At 61.6% G+C, this 18,211-nt stretch carries 15 protein-coding genes; 7 read left to right on the plus strand and 8 right to left on the minus strand.

What is annotated here, in order from left to right:
- Nucleotides 1-6: 6 nt before the first annotated feature.
- The 4 genes from sufC to AMK02_RS11420 form a co-directional block, all read right to left on the minus strand.
- Entirely contained in the window at nucleotides 7-762 is a 756-nt protein-coding gene (gene sufC / locus AMK02_RS11405) for a Fe-S cluster assembly ATPase SufC (protein WP_064802821.1), read from the minus strand.
- 80 nt (nucleotides 763-842) lie between these two features.
- The gene (locus tag AMK02_RS11410; RefSeq protein ID WP_064802823.1) at nucleotides 843-1,076 is read right to left on the minus strand and encodes a hypothetical protein; all 234 of its coding nucleotides are present in this window, start codon (nucleotides 1,074-1,076) and stop codon (nucleotides 843-845) included.
- A gap of 1 nt (nucleotide 1,077) precedes the next feature.
- Nucleotides 1,078-2,547: a Fe-S cluster assembly protein SufB gene (sufB, locus tag AMK02_RS11415; RefSeq protein WP_064802824.1), complete on the minus strand. Its 1,470-nt coding sequence runs from the start codon at nucleotides 2,545-2,547 to the stop codon at nucleotides 1,078-1,080.
- A gap of 144 nt (nucleotides 2,548-2,691) precedes the next feature.
- Nucleotides 2,692-3,858 carry a cysteine desulfurase family protein gene (locus AMK02_RS11420; protein ID WP_064802826.1) on the minus strand — a complete coding sequence of 389 codons (1,167 nt, stop codon included), beginning with the start codon at nucleotides 3,856-3,858 and terminating at the stop codon, nucleotides 2,692-2,694.
- 217 nt (nucleotides 3,859-4,075) lie between these two features.
- On the opposite strand from AMK02_RS11420, the gene AMK02_RS11425 reads away from it, so the two are divergent.
- Entirely contained in the window at nucleotides 4,076-4,753 is a 678-nt protein-coding gene (locus AMK02_RS11425; RefSeq protein ID WP_064705075.1) for an alpha/beta hydrolase, read from the plus strand.
- Between the two features lie 33 nt (nucleotides 4,754-4,786).
- Here the strand turns inward: AMK02_RS11425 and AMK02_RS11430 are convergent, their stop codons facing one another.
- Together AMK02_RS11430 and AMK02_RS11435 are read right to left on the minus strand one after the other, a co-directional pair.
- On the minus strand, nucleotides 4,787-5,323 hold the full coding sequence (locus AMK02_RS11430) for a GNAT family N-acetyltransferase (protein ID WP_064802828.1): 537 nt from the start codon (nucleotides 5,321-5,323) through the stop codon (nucleotides 4,787-4,789).
- Nucleotides 5,320-6,432, minus strand: coding sequence for an anhydro-N-acetylmuramic acid kinase (locus AMK02_RS11435; RefSeq protein ID WP_064802830.1), 1,113 nt, complete (start codon nucleotides 6,430-6,432; stop codon nucleotides 5,320-5,322). The genes AMK02_RS11430 and AMK02_RS11435 overlap by 4 nt, the downstream gene beginning before the upstream one ends.
- Nucleotides 6,433-6,562: 130 nt before the next feature.
- On the opposite strand from AMK02_RS11435, the gene tyrS reads away from it, so the two are divergent.
- Entirely contained in the window at nucleotides 6,563-7,819 is a 1,257-nt protein-coding gene (gene tyrS / locus AMK02_RS11440; RefSeq protein WP_064802832.1) for a tyrosine--tRNA ligase, read from the plus strand.
- A 335-nt stretch (nucleotides 7,820-8,154) separates the two neighbouring features.
- Here tyrS and AMK02_RS32115 read toward each other — a convergent pair whose 3' ends face one another.
- Entirely contained in the window at nucleotides 8,155-8,436 is a 282-nt protein-coding gene (locus AMK02_RS32115; protein WP_064802834.1) for a hypothetical protein, read from the minus strand.
- Nucleotides 8,437-8,633: 197 nt separating this feature from the next.
- Between AMK02_RS32115 and AMK02_RS11450 the strand changes: the two genes are divergently transcribed.
- Entirely contained in the window at nucleotides 8,634-10,295 is a 1,662-nt protein-coding gene (locus AMK02_RS11450; protein WP_064802835.1) for an alpha-amylase family protein, read from the plus strand.
- 12 nt (nucleotides 10,296-10,307) lie between these two features.
- Here the strand turns inward: AMK02_RS11450 and AMK02_RS11455 are convergent, their stop codons facing one another.
- Nucleotides 10,308-13,706: a YhdP family protein gene (locus AMK02_RS11455; RefSeq protein ID WP_064802837.1), complete on the minus strand. Its 3,399-nt coding sequence runs from the start codon at nucleotides 13,704-13,706 to the stop codon at nucleotides 10,308-10,310.
- A 125-nt stretch (nucleotides 13,707-13,831) separates the two neighbouring features.
- Between AMK02_RS11455 and AMK02_RS11460 the strand changes: the two genes are divergently transcribed.
- The 4 genes from AMK02_RS11460 to AMK02_RS11475 all read left to right on the plus strand — a co-directional run bounded on the left by AMK02_RS11460 (nucleotide 13,832) and on the right by AMK02_RS11475 (nucleotide 18,205).
- Nucleotides 13,832-14,305 carry a peroxiredoxin gene (locus AMK02_RS11460; protein WP_064802838.1) on the plus strand — a complete coding sequence of 158 codons (474 nt, stop codon included), beginning with the start codon at nucleotides 13,832-13,834 and terminating at the stop codon, nucleotides 14,303-14,305.
- Nucleotides 14,302-15,129, plus strand: coding sequence for a ferritin-like domain-containing protein (locus tag AMK02_RS11465; protein WP_064802840.1), 828 nt, complete (start codon nucleotides 14,302-14,304; stop codon nucleotides 15,127-15,129). Before AMK02_RS11460 ends, AMK02_RS11465 begins: the two co-directional genes overlap by 4 nt.
- Nucleotides 15,130-15,234: 105 nt before the next feature.
- Nucleotides 15,235-16,548, plus strand: a complete 1,314-nt coding sequence (locus AMK02_RS11470; protein ID WP_064802842.1) for a peptidoglycan DD-metalloendopeptidase family protein — start codon at nucleotides 15,235-15,237, stop codon at nucleotides 16,546-16,548.
- A gap of 157 nt (nucleotides 16,549-16,705) precedes the next feature.
- Nucleotides 16,706-18,205 (plus strand): DEAD/DEAH box helicase, encoded by a 1,500-nt coding sequence (locus tag AMK02_RS11475; protein ID WP_064802844.1) that lies wholly within the window; start codon nucleotides 16,706-16,708, stop codon nucleotides 18,203-18,205.
- Nucleotides 18,206-18,211 lie beyond the last annotated feature (6 nt).

An 18,211-nucleotide genomic window follows, 5' to 3' on the forward strand; every position in this document is an offset into this window, starting at 1 on the left:
CCGAACTCAGGCCGCTGTGCCGATGATGTCGGCGTAACCATTGGCTTCCAGCTCATGGGCCAAGGTCTTGTCGCCCGACTTGATCACCTGGCCCTTGTAGAGCACGTGGACGGTATCAGGCACGATATAGTCGAGCAGGCGCTGATAGTGGGTGATGACGACGACGGCGCGATCAGGCGAACGCAGCGCGTTGACGCCGTCGGCAACGATCTTCAGCGCGTCGATGTCAAGGCCGGAATCGGTTTCGTCGAGCACGCAGAGCTTCGGCTCCAGCAGTGCCATCTGCAGGATCTCGGCGCGCTTCTTCTCGCCGCCGGAGAAGCCGACATTGAGCGGCCGCTTCAGCATTTCGGTATTGATCTGCAGCTTGGCCGCAGCGTCCTTAACGCGGCGCATGAAATCCGGCGTCGTCAGCTCGTCTTCGCCGCGCGCCTTGCGCTGCTCGTTCATTGCCACCTTCAGGAACTGCATCGTGGCGACACCCGGGATTTCGACCGGATACTGGAAGGCGAGGAAAATGCCCTTGGCGGCGCGCTCGGAGGGATCGAGCTCGAGAATGCTCTCGCCGTTATAAAGGATGTCACCCTCGGTCACTTCATAGTCTTCGCGGCCGGACAGCACGTAGGAGAGTGTCGACTTGCCGGAGCCGTTCGGCCCCATGATCGCCGCAACTTCGCCGGCCTTCACCGTCAGGTTCAGGCCACGGATGATCTCGGTGCCGTCTTCGGCGATGCGGGCATGAAGGTTTCTGATTTCAAGCATCTTTGGTTCCTGCGTTTTCTCTGCGTAGCTCACCAGAGCCTCGCGTAATTTCTAAGGACATCGACCTGTTGCGCTCGGCGCTATCGCGCCAAAAAACGAATGACACGGAAAACCGTGAGCGTTACGAACCAAAACCATTCGAGAATCTGAATAATCTTTCCTGGTTTTTCCATGCGCTGCTGGAGAAACACGTAAGGTTGCTTCGGCCGCGTTTCCGTCTCATATCTGATTTCGCGGGGGCGAATTTTCGCCAATATTTCTCCGCGCATATTCTCCAGACGTTCAAGAATGCGCTTCTTGTCCGTCTCGTCCATATCAGCCTACAGAGCCTTCCAGCGAGATGCTGATCAGCTTCTGCGCCTCGACGGCGAACTCCATCGGCAGCTCCTGCAGCACTTCCTTGACGAAGCCGTTGACGATCAGCGCGATCGCCGCTTCGGTCGGGATGCCGCGCTGCAGGCAGTAGAACAGCTGATCCTCAGAGATCTTCGAGGTCGTCGCTTCATGCTCGAACTGCGCCGTCGAATTCTTCGCTTCGATGTAGGGCACGGTATGGGCGCCGCACTTGTCGCCGATCAGGAGCGAATCGCACTGGGTGAAGTTGCGCGCGTTCGACGCCTTGCGGTGGGCAGAGACCTGGCCGCGATAGGTGTTGTTGGAAACGCCGGCGGCGATACCCTTGGAGACGATGCGGCTCGACGTGTTCTTGCCGAGATGGATCATCTTGGTGCCGCTATCGATCTGCTGATGGCCGTTGGAGACGGCGATCGAATAGAATTCGCCTCTGGAGTCGTCGCCGCGCAGGATGCAGGACGGATATTTCCAGGTGATCGCCGAGCCGGTTTCGACCTGCGTCCAGGAAATCTTCGAGCGGTGACCGCGGCAATCGCCGCGCTTGGTGACGAAGTTGTAGATGCCGCCCTTGCCTTCCTTGTCGCCCGGATACCAGTTCTGGACGGTGGAATACTTGATCTCGGCATCGTCGAGCGCCACGAGCTCGACCACGGCCGCATGCAGCTGGTTTTCATCGCGCTGCGGCGCCGTGCAGCCTTCGAGGTAAGAGACGTAGGCGCCCTCTTCGGCGATGATCAGCGTGCGCTCAAACTGGCCGGTGCCCTTCTCGTTGATGCGGAAATAGGTGGAAAGCTCCATCGGGCAGCGAACGCCCTTCGGCACGAAAACGAAGGAGCCGTCGGTGAAAACAGCCGAATTCAGCGTCGCGTAATAATTGTCCGAGGTCGGCACGACCGAGCCGAGATATTTGCGAACCAGATCGGGATGTTCGCGAATGGCTTCGGAGATCGACATGAAGATCACGCCTGCCTTCTTCAGCTCCGCCTTGAAGGTGGTGACGACCGAGACGCTGTCGAAAACGGCGTCGACGGCGATCTTCGGCTTCTCGACGCCGGCCAGGATTTCCTGCTCGCGCAGCGGGATGCCAAGCTTCTCATAGACCTTCAAGAGCTCCGGATCGACCTCGTCGAGCGACTTCGGACCCGGCGCGCTCTTCGGCGCGGCGTAATAGTGGATGTCGTTGAAATCGATCTTCGGATAATTGACGCGCGCCCAGGTCGGCTCTTCCAGCGTCAGCCAGCGCCGATAAGCCTCGAGACGCCATTCCAGCATCCACTCCGGCTCCTGCTTCTTGGCCGAAATGAAGCGAATGATATCCTCGGACAGGCCCTTTGGCGCCTTATCCATTTCGATGACGGTCTCGAAACCGTATTTGTACTGGTCCACATCGATCAGGCGGACCTGGTCGATCGTTTCCTGCACGGCAGCCATTTCATTCTCCAATCTCGCCGGATACAAGGTCCGGCAGCTTGTAGCGCAAGGGCAAATCTCTTTGCCCTGATGTAAGAGGCCAAAAGGGACTTTTCAGCCCGATTGGCAAGCAGAAATTTGCGTTTCCGCAAGTTTATGATGCGGTCAGGCCGCCTCGCCCGCCGACCTGCGCCGGCAGGCGATCTTCGCGAAGGCGGCAATCGCCCTATCGATATCCTCTTCCGTTGTGGAAAAGCCGAGCGAGATACGCAATGCCCCCAGCTTGGCGTCACGCCCCATCGCCGTCAGCACATGGCTTTCGCCGACCTTGCCGGATGAGCAGGCGGAGCCCGCCGAAAGGGCGACGCCTTCAAGATCGAAAGCGATCTGCCCAGTCTCCGCCTTCAGGCAAGGGAGCGTGAAGAAAATCGTGTTGGCGACTCTCTGACCACCGGCGCCGTGGATGATGACATCGGGCGCTGCGGCGTGCATGCCGGCTTCCAGCCTGCCGCGCAGCGCAGCAATCGCAGCGTTCCGTTCCTCAAGATCCTGAAGCACCGCTTCCGCCGCAGCTCCGAAGCCAATCAGCGCCAGCGAATTCTGCGTTCCCGAGCGGTGACCTTTCTCCTGCCCGCCGCCGCGGATCAGCGCCTTCGGCATCAGCGCCTCGCCGCGCGCGATCAATGCACCCGCCCCCTTCGGTCCACCGATCTTGTGAGAGGAGACGATGATGAAATCCGCGCCGATGCGTTCGATCTCGATCGGCAGACGACCGGCGGCCTGCACGGCGTCGACAACAAAGAGACCACCGTGCGCCCGCACAATCTTGGCCGCTTCTTCGACCGGCTGGACGATGCCCGTCTCGTTGTTGACGAACATAATCGCCACCATCGGAAGACCTGTCGATTTGTCATGGGCATCGAGCAATGCGGCCAGCGCTTGCAGATCGACGATACCGGCGTCGGTCACCGGGATCTCGGTCGTGCGGTCCTTCGGGAATCGACCTCCCTCTCGTACAGCCAGGTGCTCGACGGCGGAAAAATAGAGGTGCCCGAGTTGAAGCGGCGTGCGGCCCATACGAAAATCCGGCGTCAGCACCAGATTGGCGGCTTCCGTCGCGCCACTGGTGAAGATCACGTTGCCCGGATCGGTGCCGGCAAGAGCGGCCACCTTGCGCCGTGCGCCTTCGATGGCGGCGCGGGCGGCACGCCCCTCCCCATGCACGCTGTTCGGATTGCCGAATATGTCGATGGCGCGCATGATCGCCTCACGTGCTGCGGGGTGCAGCGGCGCTGTGGCATTCCAGTCGAGATAAAGGCGTGGCGGCGCCATGATCTTCAGTCCTGCGCTTGACGAGCTTGCTTCAGCGGCCGCGGTGCATTTTTCTTGAAATTTCCGCCGGGCTTGCCTTATGACACGTTCCACGACGCGTGGATCGCCATGCAAGTTTCGAATTGTTCTAAACTGCGTTTTAGAAAAGCTGACAACATTAGTCAAGTCATGTTGTCGTCCAACGCAGCGCGAACGCGAAATAAAACCCGGAGTACCAATGCCCGAAGTTATTTTCAACGGCCCAGCCGGCCGTCTTGAAGGCCGCTACCAGCCCTCCAAGGAAAAAAGCGCGCCCATCGCGCTCATCCTGCATCCGCATCCGCAGTTCGGCGGCACGATGAACAACCAGATCGTCTACCAGCTCTTCTACATGTTTCAGAAGCGCGGATTCACGACCCTGCGCTTCAACTTCCGGGGCATCGGCCGCAGCCAGGGCGAATTCGACCACGGCGCCGGCGAACTGTCCGACGCCGCCTCCGCGCTCGACTGGGTGCAGAGCCTGCATCCCGATTCCAAAACCTGCTGGGTCGCCGGCTATTCCTTCGGCGCCTGGATCGGCATGCAGCTTCTGATGCGCCGGCCGGAGATCGAGGGCTTCATGTCGATCGCCCCGCAGCCGAATACCTACGACTTCTCCTTCCTGGCGCCCTGCCCCTCGTCTGGCCTGATCATCAACGGCGAGGCCGACAAGGTGGCGCCGGAAAAGGATGTCAACGGCCTTGTGGAAAAACTGAAGACCCAGAAAGGCATCCTCATCACCCATCGCACCGTCGCCAACGCCAATCACTTCTTCAATGGTCAGGTGGAGACGCTGATGAGCGAATGCGAGGATTATCTCGACCGTCGCCTCAACGGCGAGCTGGTGCCAGAGCCGGCGGCCAAGCGGATCCGCTGACCGCATAACCCCGGCGTCTGCCCACCGCCATCGTCACAACGCGCTGGGCTTCCACGACCGCATGCCGGCAGTCAGCTCGAATGCCGTGTCGAGCACTCCATCGATCAAGATCGGCGCGCGTTCGCGCATGCCGATCTTCCTGAGGACCTGCTGCGAAGCAATGTTTTCGGGATGCGTGAAGGCGATGAAGCCCGACGCGAACTCCCTTGCGAAGAACCAGTCGGCCAGCGCGCTCGCCGCCTCCGTCGCCAGGCCTTTTCCCCACGTCTCTTCGCGCAGAGAATAGCCGAGTTCGAATTCTTCGCTCCCGAACCGAGAAATGCCGGCGCGGCCAACGAAGCCGCCGTCCTCGGCAAGAAGCTTATATTTGGTCGTGCCGTCGCGCGCCTGCTCCTCCAACCAGCCGCGCAACCGGGTCTCGGCCTTATCGAGACTCCAGGGAGCGTTGCCCGGAAGGTAGCGCGTCGTCGCCGGCGTTGAATGCAGTTGCTGCAACAGGGCAGCGTCGCCTTCGTCCCACATGACAAAGCGCAGCCGCGGCGTCTTCAATATCGGGCTCTCGCTTGTCATGGCATTGCCAGCACGCCGCCGCTGACGGGAGCCGCAACTCCCGTCGTGCCGGGAAAGGTCAGCGGCAGCCCGTCCAGCGAGCGTACGGCGAGATAGGCCCAGGCCTCGGCCTCCATCGCATCGCCGTCGAAGCCCGCGGCCTCGGCGCTCAACACTCTCGATCCCTCGGCCATCGCCGAGAGTTCGGCCATCAAGGTGCCGTTCAGCCGCCCGCCGCCGCAGACGATATAGGCCGAGGGACATTCGGGCAGAAATCCGGCGGATTTGACGATCGATGCGGCGGCGACATGCGCAAGCGTCCGGGCACCGTCTTCGAGGCTCGCCTCATCAGGCCGAAGCGGCACGAAATCGCCGCGATCGAGCGAGCGGCGAACATTGCCGCGGAAGAACGGGCTGTCGAGATACCGCTCCGCCAAAGCGGGGATCACCTTGCCGCGTCCGCCGATCTCGCCGCCGGGATCGTAGGTTCTGCCGGTCTGCATCTCTATCCATTGGTCGATCAGCGTATTGCCAGGGCCGCTGTCGAAGGCGGCGATCCGGCCGTCAGCGCCGATATAGGTGAGGTTGGAGATGCCGCCGATATTGACGAAGCATACCGCCTCTCCCGCCTGCTGGAATTTTCCCGCCAGTGCTGCGTGATAGGCCGGCACCAGCGGTGCACCCTGCCCGCCATGCACCATGTCGTTGGCACGCATGTCGTAGACTACTGATAAGCCCGACCGGCGCGCCAATTCCCAGCCGTCGCCGATCTGTATCGTCAGTCCCTCGTCCGGCCGGTGGAGCACCGTCTGGCCATGGAAACCGAGAACGTCGACGCCATTGGCAGCGAACCCGAAACGCTCGAGGAATGCCGTAACGGCAGTTGCATGCCGTTGGGTCAGCTCGAGCTCGATCTCGCGAAGTTCTCCCGGCCGTTCGTTCCTGTCGCGGAGCGGCCGTGCCAGTTCCAGCGCCCGTTTGAGCCGTCCGCGAAACTCTGCCTCATATGGCATGCCGAGAAACGGCCCGCGCTCGATGAAGCCGCGGCCGTCGGTCCTGATCAGCGCGACATCGATTCCATCCATCGACGTGCCGCTCATCAGGCCGATCGCGGTTCTGACCACATCCATGAGGCTTGTCTCCCATGCGATTCTCGGATGCACTTTTGTAAAAACAGTGCTAAACGCGCCGCGACAGATCAACAACAACGAAGTTGCGTGAAGCCTGTGGGCGCAGCGCAGGCACGAAGAGACGAAAGCCATGTCCGAGTTCAAGTCCGATTTCCTCCGCACGCTGAAAGAGCGCGGCTTCATTCATCAGGTTTCCGATGAAAGCGGCCTCGACGACCTGTTCGCTAAGGAGGTCGTGACGGCCTATGTCGGCTACGACGCAACGGCGACGAGCCTGCATATCGGTAATTTGATCTCTGCCACCATGCTCTACTGGCTGCAGGAGACCGGCCACCGGCCGATCGCGCTAATGGGCGGCGGCACCTCGATGGTCGGCGACCCCTCCTTCCGTGACGAGCAGCGCAAGCTTTTGACGCCGGAGGCGATCAACACCAACATCGAGGGCATCAAGAAGATCTTCTCGCGCATCCTGCGCTTCGGTGACGGTCCGACCGACGCCTTCATGGTCAACAATGCCGATTGGCTGATGAAGCTCAACTATGTCGAATTCCTGCGGGATGTCGGCCGGCATTTCTCGGTCAACCGCATGCTCTCCTTCGACAGCGTCAAGCTGCGCCTCGACCGCGAGCAGTCGCTCTCCTTCCTCGAATTCAACTACATGATCATGCAGGGCTACGACTTCGTCGAACTCAGCCGCCGCTACGGCTGCCGCCTGCAGATGGGCGGTTCGGATCAATGGGGTAACATCATCAACGGCGTCGATCTCGGCCATCGCATGGGAACGCCGCAGCTTTATGCGCTGACGACGCCGCTTCTGACGACGAGCTCTGGCGCCAAGATGGGCAAGTCCGCCTCCGGCGCCGTATGGCTCAACGAGGACGTCTTCAGCCCCTATGATTTCTGGCAGTATTGGCGCAACACCGAGGATGCCGATGTCGGCCGCTTCCTGAAGATCTTCACCCGCCTGCCGCTGGCAGAGATCGCCAGGCTCGAGGCCCTCGGCGGCGCCGAAATCAACGAGGCGAAGAAGATTCTCGCCACCGAAGCGACCGCGATCGTCCACGGTCGCGTGGCGGCCGAAGCATCCGCCGAAACGGCCCGCACTACCTTCGAGGAAGGCCGCGTCGCCGAAAACCTGCCTTCGGTCGAGATCCCGGCCACCGAGCTCGACGGCGGCATCGGCCTGCTGTCGCTGATGGTCCGCGCCGGCCTGGCCGGCTCCAACGGCGAAGCCCGTCGCCACGTCCAGGGCGGCGCAGTGCGCATCAATGACGAGGCCGTCAGCGACGAACGCCGCCTGATCGGCAGCGGCGAAATTACCGCCGACGGCGTCATCAAGCTCTCGCTCGGCAAGAAGAAGCACATCCTGATCCGCCGCGCGGCCTAGAGCTTTTCCGGGTTAGATTGAAGCATTCTGCCGGAGCAGGTTTTCGTCAGGGCAGAGGCGATTGGCGACGGACATACCCCTCGGTACGTCCGAGCCGATCGCCTCTGATCCTGGCGGAAAGATGCCCGGCCCTCCGGGTTGGCTGAAACGGGCCGGCTGATCGACCGGCCGGCTTGGCCGTAGAGCTGGGCTACGACGCGCGCCGGCCGGTCGACCATCCGACTCCGTTTGAGCCAACAGAATGCTTCAATCTAACCCGGAAAAGCTCTAGGTGGCTTCAACTGAACGTATCTTGAAGCCGGCGCCCACCGCGCCGGCTTTTCTTTTGGCGCGGATCAGTCGGCCCGCGATCGGTATTCCGCTTCGTCTTGTTTCGTCTCTCGAAGGAGAGGTCCGGGCGGATTGACCTCCGAAGCAGGTCGTACGCGCGACCACCAGCCGATCGAGAAAATCGGCGGCGACATCTTTGCGTCGAGGGGAACCAGGAGGACATGCTCGGAGGGGGTGCTCTTCACCGGCTTCAGCCGTCCGCCTTTTTCTGCAGAATTCGAGGCCTCGCCAACTGTCACGGCCATCACGGTGGCCGATAGGAAAGAGACTGTCCGGGCGCACTGCATGGCATCCTCCGACATTGCGCCGGCCGCTGCCGCAGCTGGCACCAATATTACATCAGAATTCTCTAAAATAATCAAAGCATCAATGACCAGCCTCTCGCCATAGGTCGGAATTATCCAACTGGCCGCGCCACGATATCGTCTTCCGGAACCTTTTCCGCCCGACGGGATTTGCGACCAGATGCATTTGGAGCGCCGGCATGATCAACGACCTCTGGTATAAGAACGCCGTCATCTACTGCCTGTCCGTCGAGACCTTCATGGATGCGAACGGGGATGGCGTCGGTGATTTTCAGGGCCTGATGCGCCGTCTCGACTATCTCTCCGGCCTCGGCGTGACGGCGATCTGGCTCATGCCGTTCCAGACATCGCCCGGTCGGGACGACGGCTACGACGTCTCCGATTACTATAATGTCGACCCACGCTACGGCTCGCTCGGCGATTTCGTCGAGTTCACCCATGGTGCCAAACAGCGGGGCATCCGGGTGTTGATCGATCTGGTGATCAATCACACCTCCAAGGATCATCCCTGGTTCGAAGACGCTAGGAGCGACCCGCATTCACGCTATCGCGAGTGGTACGTCTGGTCAGACAAAAAGCCCGCCAACGCGGATCAGGGCATGGTTTTCCCGGGCGTACAGAAAACGACCTGGACCTATGACGAAAAAGCTAAAGGCTATTATTTTCACCGCTTCTACGATCACCAGCCCGATCTCAACACGTCCAATCCCGAGGTCCAGGCGGAGATCCTTAAGATCATGGGCTTCTGGATCCAGCTCGGCGTCTCGGGCTTCCGGATGGACGCCGCCCCCTTCATCATCGCCACAAAGGGCGCCGAGGTCACCAAGCCGGTCGAGCAGTTCGACATGCTGAGGAAATTTCGCGAATTCCTGCAATGGCGCATGGGAGATTCCATCGTGCTGGCGGAGGCCAATATCCTGCCGAAGGACAATTTCGAATATTTCGGCGACGATGGCGACCGCATGCAGATGATGTTCAATTTCCAGGTCAATCAGACGCTGTTTTATGCTCTCGCCACGGCCGACACGCGACCTCTGAAGAAGGCGATGGAGGCCACGAAGCCGCGCCCGGCGACCGCGCAATGGGGGCTGTTTCTTCGCAACCACGATGAACTCGATCTCGGTCGCCTGACGGATAAGCAGCGCGACGCGGTATTCGCCGCGTTTGGACCCGAGAAGGGCATGCAGCTTTACGACAGGGGCATTCGCCGGCGCCTGGCGCCTATGCTCGGCGGCGACCGTCGCAGGATCGAGCTGGCCTACAGCCTGCTGTTCTCGCTGCCCGGAACGCCGGTCATCCGCTACGGCGATGAAATCGGCATGGGCGATGATTTGTGCCTGCCAGAGCGCAACTGCACGCGCACCCCGATGCAATGGTCGATGGAACCGGAAGGCGGTTTCACCATAAGCGCAAAGCCCGTTTCGCCTGTTATCAAGGACGGCCCCTACGGCTTCGAGCATATCAATGTCGCGGTCCAGCGGCGCGATCCGAATTCGCTCTTGAACTGGACCGAGCGGATGATCCGGATGCGCAAGGAGGCTCCCGAGATCGGCTGGGGCGATTTCTCAGCGGTCGACACAGGTGACGCCGGCCTACTGGCGCTGCGTTATGACTGGCGCGGCAATTCGGTGCTCATCCTGCACAACCTGCATCCGCACCCGACGGAAGTGACCTTCGATCCTGATGTTGGTGAACTCGGGCGATTGCTGATCGATATTGCCGATGGGGCAAGTAGTGAAGCCGACGACAAAGGGCGCCATACGGTCATGCTCGATGCCTATGGCTACCGCTGGTATCGGGTCGGCGGCCTCGACTATCTCCTCAGGCGGAAAGAAATCTAAGTCTCGCTTCCCTCACTGGAATTCGAAAATCTGCCGGAAAACACCAGGCGCGATGATCGACAGCGGATTGATCTGCAGGTTCGGCTGGTCGAACTTGCCGGTGAGCTTGAAAGTGATGCCGATCAGGCCGCGGTCGCTGCCATTGCCGAGGATCACGCCGATCAGCGGCAATTCGGCAAAGAGGCGATTAAGGCCGTAGGCCGGCATGAAGGTGCCCGTCATATCCATATTGCCCTTGCGGTCGCGCACCACGCCCTGGAAAGTCGCGCCGATCTGGTCGCCGCGCAGCACGCCGTTCTCGATACCGACCATGCCGTTGCGCGAGATGACGCGGGCAAAGCCGCGCTGGAAGCGTTGCGACGAGGTGTCGATGTCGCGTTTGACCGCCTCGTTGAGGCTTCGCTGCTCGTTGCCGACAGGTGTCGAGACGATCGAATGCAGGCGCTGTTCGTTGACGATCGAGAAGCGGCGCACATCGAGCGAGCCGTCCCATCCGCCCTGCGGCGAAAGCCGGATCGCCAAGTTGAGCAGGCCGCCCTGTATGTGCTGATAGAGATCGGCAAAACGCGATACCGCACCGGCATCGCCGCTGGTGATATTGATGACACCTCCGTCCTTCATCTGGCTGACAACCGCCTCGCCGCTGCCGGTGACGCCGGAAAAATTCAGCGTCTGCAGCTTGTCGCCGCGCAGCGACACCTGCGCCTGGAAATTGCCGATCTTCTCGTCGTTGAAGCCGACGACGTTTTTCAGCTTGGCGCGCACCGATACGCTGGTGTTATCGCCGTCGCCGTCCTCGCCGCCCTCCGAGCCCGATTTTAATCGGGCGATGACCGGCCGCGCATCGGCGCTGTCGCCGGAAACGGAGACGTCGAAATTACCCTTGCTGCGCTTGACCGACAGAGCGAAATCATCGAGCGAGGAGAGCCTGACACTGTCGAAATCCGCCGAAATAAGGCCGGCCTTGCCGACAACAAGCGATCCGCTGGCGCCGAAGCCGTCACCCTTCAGCCGGAAATTCTTGATCTCGGTATTCTCGGGCGGGCCGGACATCTCGAATTCGGCGGAGGCGGCAATGCCGCTGCCTTTCGACCAGCCGATCCAGGGCAGGTCGAGCATCGTTTTGGTGAGGTCGAGCTGAACGTTTTGCCGGTCGTCGTCGATCCGCGTCAGCACCATCTTCAGGTTGCCCCTGACGATATCGGAAAGCCCGGGCATTACCTTGCTGCGCTGCTCATCGGAGAGCGTCGCCGTGATTACGCGCTGCCGCTGCACGCCAGACGACGCCTCGACCGGCTCGGTCAGATCGATATTGGCGGGAATGCCGTCGATCTCGCCTTTGGCGTCGAGCGTGATCTGCTTCGGATCGCCGTTCAGCATGCCGCTGACATTGCTGATCGTGCGGCCGGAAAACGGCTTGGCAAGATCGACGTCAGCGAGCTTCAGGGCGGCCTTCCACTCGGCCGGCGGCGGGTTTTGCGAAGAAAGCAGTCCGAAATGCGCCTTCACATTCGCGTCGATATGTCCCTTGAAATCGTCGGGCGTAAAGCCGGCGCGCTGCAGCACCCGGACCGGCTTATAGGTGAGGAGTTCGCCTATGGCGTCCGCAGCACCCGATACCGCAAGATCGATATCGGCCATCAGCGGTTTGTCGTAGGCGGACGGTATGACGAACGTCCCCTGCCCGAGACCGACGGACCGACCGGAGGGGAAATAGGACATGCCGCTCTTGATCGAAATCGTCGCAACGGCACCGGTCAGATCGAAATGCGCCGCCGTATCACGGACCGGCGGAATGTCGCCGGCGACGTTCATCCGCGCGCCGGCAATATCGAAGCCGATGCGGATCTGATTGGCGTCGAGCTTCAATCCTTTACCGCCGGCTGCCTCGTCAAGCCGGCCGAAGGGAATGAAGACTGAAATCGAAGCATCGGTGACGGTGCCGCCGAAGAGATTGCCATGCACCCAGGTGCGCACCTTGGGCGCCATCCAGAACGGCCAGAGCTGCTTGATCGCTGTCGTCTGCAGCTCTCTGGACTGGCCGGCGAAGCTGATTTCCGGTGATTTGTCACCGAGCCTGATGTGCAACGCCCCGTAAAGCGCGCCGAGCGGGCTGGAGACGGTCATGTTGGGGAACAGGAATTCCCGGTCGGTGACCATATAGCGTCCGGTCGCCTGGATGTCGAAGGCAACAGGCTGTTCGCCGGAGCCGCTCGGGGCGGCGGTGCCGCCGCTGACGAGCAGATCGATGCCGAAGCCCTTGCCGGCTTTGGGGTCGAGTTTGTCGAGATCGATCAGCGCGCCATTGAGGGGCAGCGTGGTCGCGCCGAACCGGAGATTCGATTTAGCAATCTCGACTGTCTGCTTGATGAAGTCATAGGCCAGATTGATTTGCCCGCCCGACAGCTCCTGCGGATCGCCATCGGCATAGATCAGACCGGGATCGATGTCGATCGTCGCCGCGAGGGCCGGTTCGACGCCATCGCGCGTCCTCGTGGCCGACACCGTCAGGTCGGCAAAAGTGTTAAGCCCCTGCCGTATCACGCCCTGATCGTTGCGTTTCAGCGTAAACGGCGTGAGGTTCGCGTGCTTGAGCGTCGCCACCACCTTCGATACCTGGCCGCCTTCCTTCTCGGCCAGCACGTCGAGTTCCGCCACCTCGCCGTTAAGCGCAACCTCGCCTCTCAATTGCAGCGAGGATGGCCCGCCATGAGCGAATACCAGATTGTCGACGACAAGCGACAGCGGACCGTTCGCCGTATCGGCAAGCTTGATGTCGATGCCGGAGATGCGCACGGAATTCGTCGAGCCGCGCGTCACGATGCTGTCGAACATGTCGAGTTGCTCGAAGATCGTCTCCATCGCCGCCGGCACGGCGTCAATGCGCAGATCGTCAAGCTTGACCGGGTTGCCGGAGGGCAGAAGCGCGGTGTCGAGTGCGATGTCCTCCGCTTCGATGTCCGCAACGGCGATACGGCCGCGGAAAAGCTGCAGCGGATCGAGACCCAGGCGCACCGAACCCGTCGTCGACAGGTGCTGGCCGCTCTTCTGATCGATCATGTTGACGTTGCGCGCTTCCAGCGCCAGCCGGAAGTCGGAGGTGAAACGGATGACGGTGGAGCCGACTTCGGCACGGTAGCGCGGCCCGGCCACGCCATCTAGCGCCGCCTGCGCCTGTTGCGACAGCGGCTTGTCGAACATGCCGCTTTCGACGGTGAAGACGATGACAGCAAGGATAAGGAGAATCAGTCCGAGAAAAACCGACGTCAGCTTCGCCGTCCGTCGCATCGGCGAACGCGGCGGCGGACAATGAACGATGATCGGATCCTCGGCCTGAGCGGACGGCAAGCGGTCCAGCGCAACGATATCCTTCTTGCGAAACGTGACCTTTTCGCCGCGGATGGCTGACATGCGCCCTCGGGCTCTCCCTTAAATCGAAGAATTGAACCCGGCCATGCTGGACGGGTTTCCGTCCACTATATAATTCGGGGAGAGAGAGTGTCATCCACAAACCCGGCAAAAGAAAGGTTTTCCCAATGGCGGTTCCCGGCATCGGTGCCCTGGCCCCCGATTTCAATCTCCCCCGCGATGGCGGCGGCCGTGTCTCGCTATCCGATTTTCATGGCCGGCCGCTCGTTATCTTCTTCTATCCCAAGGATGATACGACGGGCTGCACCGCCGAATCGCTGGCTTTCACGGCGCTGGCGCCGGAGTTTGAAGCAGCAGGTGCCGCCGTTATCGGCATGTCGCCCGATTCGGCCGCCTGCCATGACAAATTCATCAGAAAGCACCGTCTTTCGGTCGCGCTCGCCTCGGATGAGGATAAGACGACGCTGCAGGCCTATGGCGTCTGGAAGGAAAAGAGCATGTACGGCCGCAACTTCATGGGCGTGGAGCGCACGACTTTCCTCATCCGCCAGGACGGCACGATCGCGACGATCTGGCAGAAGGTGAAGGTACAGGGCCATGCCGAGACCGTGCTCGAGGCCGTCAGGAATCTGGCCGCGTGACCGGTGATCTCGCGATAAGCTCGCTGCGCGGCGGCGCTATCGACGCCATCCGATCGGCCGACCTCGACCGCAAGACCGCCCTTGCGCAGGAAAGCGCCACCCGCTGGTTCGCCCGCCGGGTGTCGCTGCGCTCACCGCTCGACGCAGCTCTGCCCGAGAGGCCCGGCCGTCCCGAGAAACCGGTGCTGACGCCGCCGACCCAGGTGGAAAAGCGCTCGCTGCACACGCTGAAAGGCCGGATCGCCCTTCTCCATGCCATTGCCCATATCGAACTCAACGCCGTCGATCTCGCGCTCGACATCGTCGCGCGATTCGCGTCCGAGCCGGTGCCGAATTCCTTCTTCGACGGCTGGATGCAGGTCGCCTTCGAGGAGGCGAAGCATTTTCGCATGGTGCGCGCCCGCCTGAACGATCTCGGCGCCGATTACGGCGATCTTCCCGCCCATGACGGGCTGTGGCAGGCGGCCCATTCGACGCGCAACGACCTGACGGCAAGGCTCGCCGTCGTGCCGCTCATTCTGGAAGCCCGTGGTCTCGACGTCACCCCTTCGCTGCAGGCGAAAATGCGTGAAACCGGCGATCTCGAAAGCGCAGCGGTGCTCGATGTCATCTACAACGACGAGAAAGGCCACGTCGCCGTCGGCGCCAAATGGTTCCGCTTCCTCTGCGCGCGGGAGAAGCGCGATCCGGCAAAGGCCTTTCAGGAGCTGGTGCGCGCCAATTTCCGCGGACCGCTGAAGCCGCCTTTCAACGATCTCGCCCGCGCCGAAGCCGGGCTGACGCCATCCTTCTACCGCTCATTGGCATCGATCAGCCATGCCTGAGCTGATTGATTTTCTGACGTAAACGCCGACGACGAAAGCATTCATTAACCATAAACGTGTCTAATTTTCCGAAAGAGGCGTAGAGCATCAATCGGGAGAGCCTGCGTGAACGGCGGACATCAGCACCGGGTATTCGGCAAGCGGGCGCAGGAACATATTCTGATCCTGGCAAGCGGTGACAAGGTTCGCCATATGACGGTTCGGCCGTGGATGGCCGCCCTCGCCTTCTGCTTCGTCGGCGTCTTTTCCATCGGCTATCTCCTGGCGACCTCCTATCTCGTGCTGCGCGACGACCTGATCGGAGCCACCATGGCGCGCCAGGCCCGCATGCAGCACGACTATGAGGACCGCATCGCCGCCCTTCGCGCCCAGGTCGATCGCATCACCTCCCGCCAGCTTCTCGATCAGCAGGTGGTGGAAGACAAGGTCGACAAGCTGATGGAGCAGCAGATGGCGCTCACCTCACGCCACGGCAAGCTCGACAATCTGCTCGACCGCGCCGAAAGCTCCGGGCTCACGGATAAGGACAGCGCGCCGTCTTCGCCTGCGCAATCCTATGCCCCCGCCATCAAGGACAAGCGCGCTTCGCTCGGCGAAAGCGGCATTGAGGCGATCGAGAAACAGCTGGCAGGCGGCGCACCGGCCGACGCCACTCCCGACAATACGACCCTCGCCTACGTGCCGGCCACCGAGACGGTCGGCGATCGCGCCGACCGCATCTTCTCCAAGGTGACGCTGTCGCTGAAGGATGTCGAACAGGACCAGCGCAACCGCGTCGAGCAGCTGACGAGCGACGCCGGCAACGCCGCCAACGCCATCGAGAGCGTGCTGACCCGGTTCAAGATCCCCATGCCCGAGACCGCTGCCAAGCAGGGCTGGGATGACAGCGCCGTCGGCGGTCCCTATGTCGAGCCGGAGAGCAATGACGATTTCAACAATTCGCTGATCGCTCTCGACGGCGCGTTGACACGGCTCGAAGCTGTACGCAGCGCCGCCGAATCCCTGCCCTTCCGCAACCCCGCCCTCGGCAAGGAAATGACCAGCCCCTTCGGCAACCGCCGAGATCCCTTCCTCGGCCGCCTGGCGCTGCATTCCGGCATAGACTTCCGCTTTTCGCCGGGTGAAAAGATCCGGCCGACGGCGCCCGGCAAGGTGATATCAGCCGGCTGGACAGGCGGTTACGGAAATATGGTCGAGATCGATCACGGCAACGGCATCTCGACGCGTTACGGCCACATGTCCCAGGTCCTGGTCACGGCCGGCGATACTGTCGACCGCAACGACGTCATCGGCCTTGCCGGCAGCACCGGTCGCTCGACGGGCACGCATCTGCACTATGAAGTGCGCCAGAACGGCCGTGCGGTCGATCCAGTATATTTCATGAATGCCGGCCTTAAACTCGCCACCTATATCAAGTAATACCCACCCGGTAACCAAAGCTTCACTCTGCACAGGGTGCGGCCTCTCTATTTCTTGACTTGCCGGCCATTCGGGGCTATGTCGCGCTGCATTGCGGCATGCAATCCCGCCGACTCGTTCAGAGCTCGGCCGAACCGGAACGGAAACTGTTTTCCCTTTGACGACATTCGCTGACCTTGGCTTGAGCCAAAAAGTGCTATCCGCTGTCACAGACGCGGGCTATACGATCCCCACACCTATCCAGGCGGGGGCCATTCCCTTTGCGCTCGAGCGTCGCGACATTTGCGGCATCGCGCAGACGGGCACCGGCAAAACGGCATCTTTTGTCCTGCCGATGCTGTCGCTTCTGGAAAAGGGCCGCGCCCGCGCCCGCATGCCCCGCACGCTGATCCTGGAGCCGACGCGCGAACTCGCCGCCCAGGTCGCCGAGAATTTCGAGAAATACGGTAAGAACCACCGCCTCAACGTCGCCCTGCTGATCGGCGGCGTTTCCTTCGAGGACCAGGATCGCAAGCTGGAGCGCGGCGCCGACGTGCTGATCTGCACGCCCGGTCGCCTGCTCGACCATTTCGAGCGTGGCAAGCTCTTGATGAGCGGCGTCGAAATCCTCGTCATCGACGAAGCCGACCGCATGCTCGACATGGGCTTCATTCCCGACATCGAGCGCATCGCCAAGCTCATTCCCTTCACCCGGCAGACGCTGTTCTTCTCGGCCACCATGCCGCCGGAAATTCAGAAGCTGGCCGACCGGTTCCTGCAGAACCCGGAGCGCATCGAAGTGGCAAAGCCCGCTTCGGCCGCAAAGACCGTGACGCAGCGCTTCGTCGCCTCGCACAGCAAGGATTACGAGAAGCGCGCGGTTCTGCGTGAACTCGTCCGCGCCCAGACCGAACTCAAGAACGCCATCATCTTCTGCAACCGCAAGAAGGATGTCGCCGATCTCTTCCGTTCGCTCGAACGCCACGGCTTCTCCGTCGGTGCGTTGCATGGCGACATGGACCAGCGTTCCCGCACGACGATGCTGCAGAACTTCCGTGACGGCAACCTCCAGCTGCTGGTGGCCTCCGACGTTGCCGCCCGAGGTCTCGACATTCCCGATGTCAGCCACGTCTTCAATTTCGACGTGCCGATCCACTCCGAGGACTATGTCCACCGCATCGGCCGCACCGGCCGCGCCGGCCGCTCCGGCGCCGCCTTCACTCTCGTCACCAAGCGCGACACGAAATTCGTCGACGCGATCGAGAAGCTGATCGGCGAAAATGTCGAATGGCTGAATGGCGACCTGAACTCGCTGCCACCGGCGGAAGAAGGCAAGGACAGCGACCGTCCGCGCCGCAACGGACGCGAACGTGGCGACAAGGATCGCGGGCGCGGGCGCGGCAGGCAAAGTGCTGCGAGTCATAAATCTGATAACGACATACAGGATAATGACGTCCAAGTGATCGCAGCAGCACCAGCAAAGGCCGAAGTCGTGAAGAACGAGCGCAAAGCAGAGCAGAAGCCGCAAAACAATGCGCGCAACAATCGGCCTTACCCGGCAAACGACGACAGCCGCGACCGCCGCCGTCATCGCGATCACGACGACGGCCCGACCCCGGTCGGCTTCGGCGACGACATCCCGGCCTTCATGCTGATCGCCGGCAGCGCCAAGGTCTGAGCATCC

This window comes from Rhizobium sp. N731, assembly GCF_001664145.1.
Taxonomy (GTDB): domain Bacteria; phylum Pseudomonadota; class Alphaproteobacteria; order Rhizobiales; family Rhizobiaceae; genus Rhizobium; species Rhizobium esperanzae.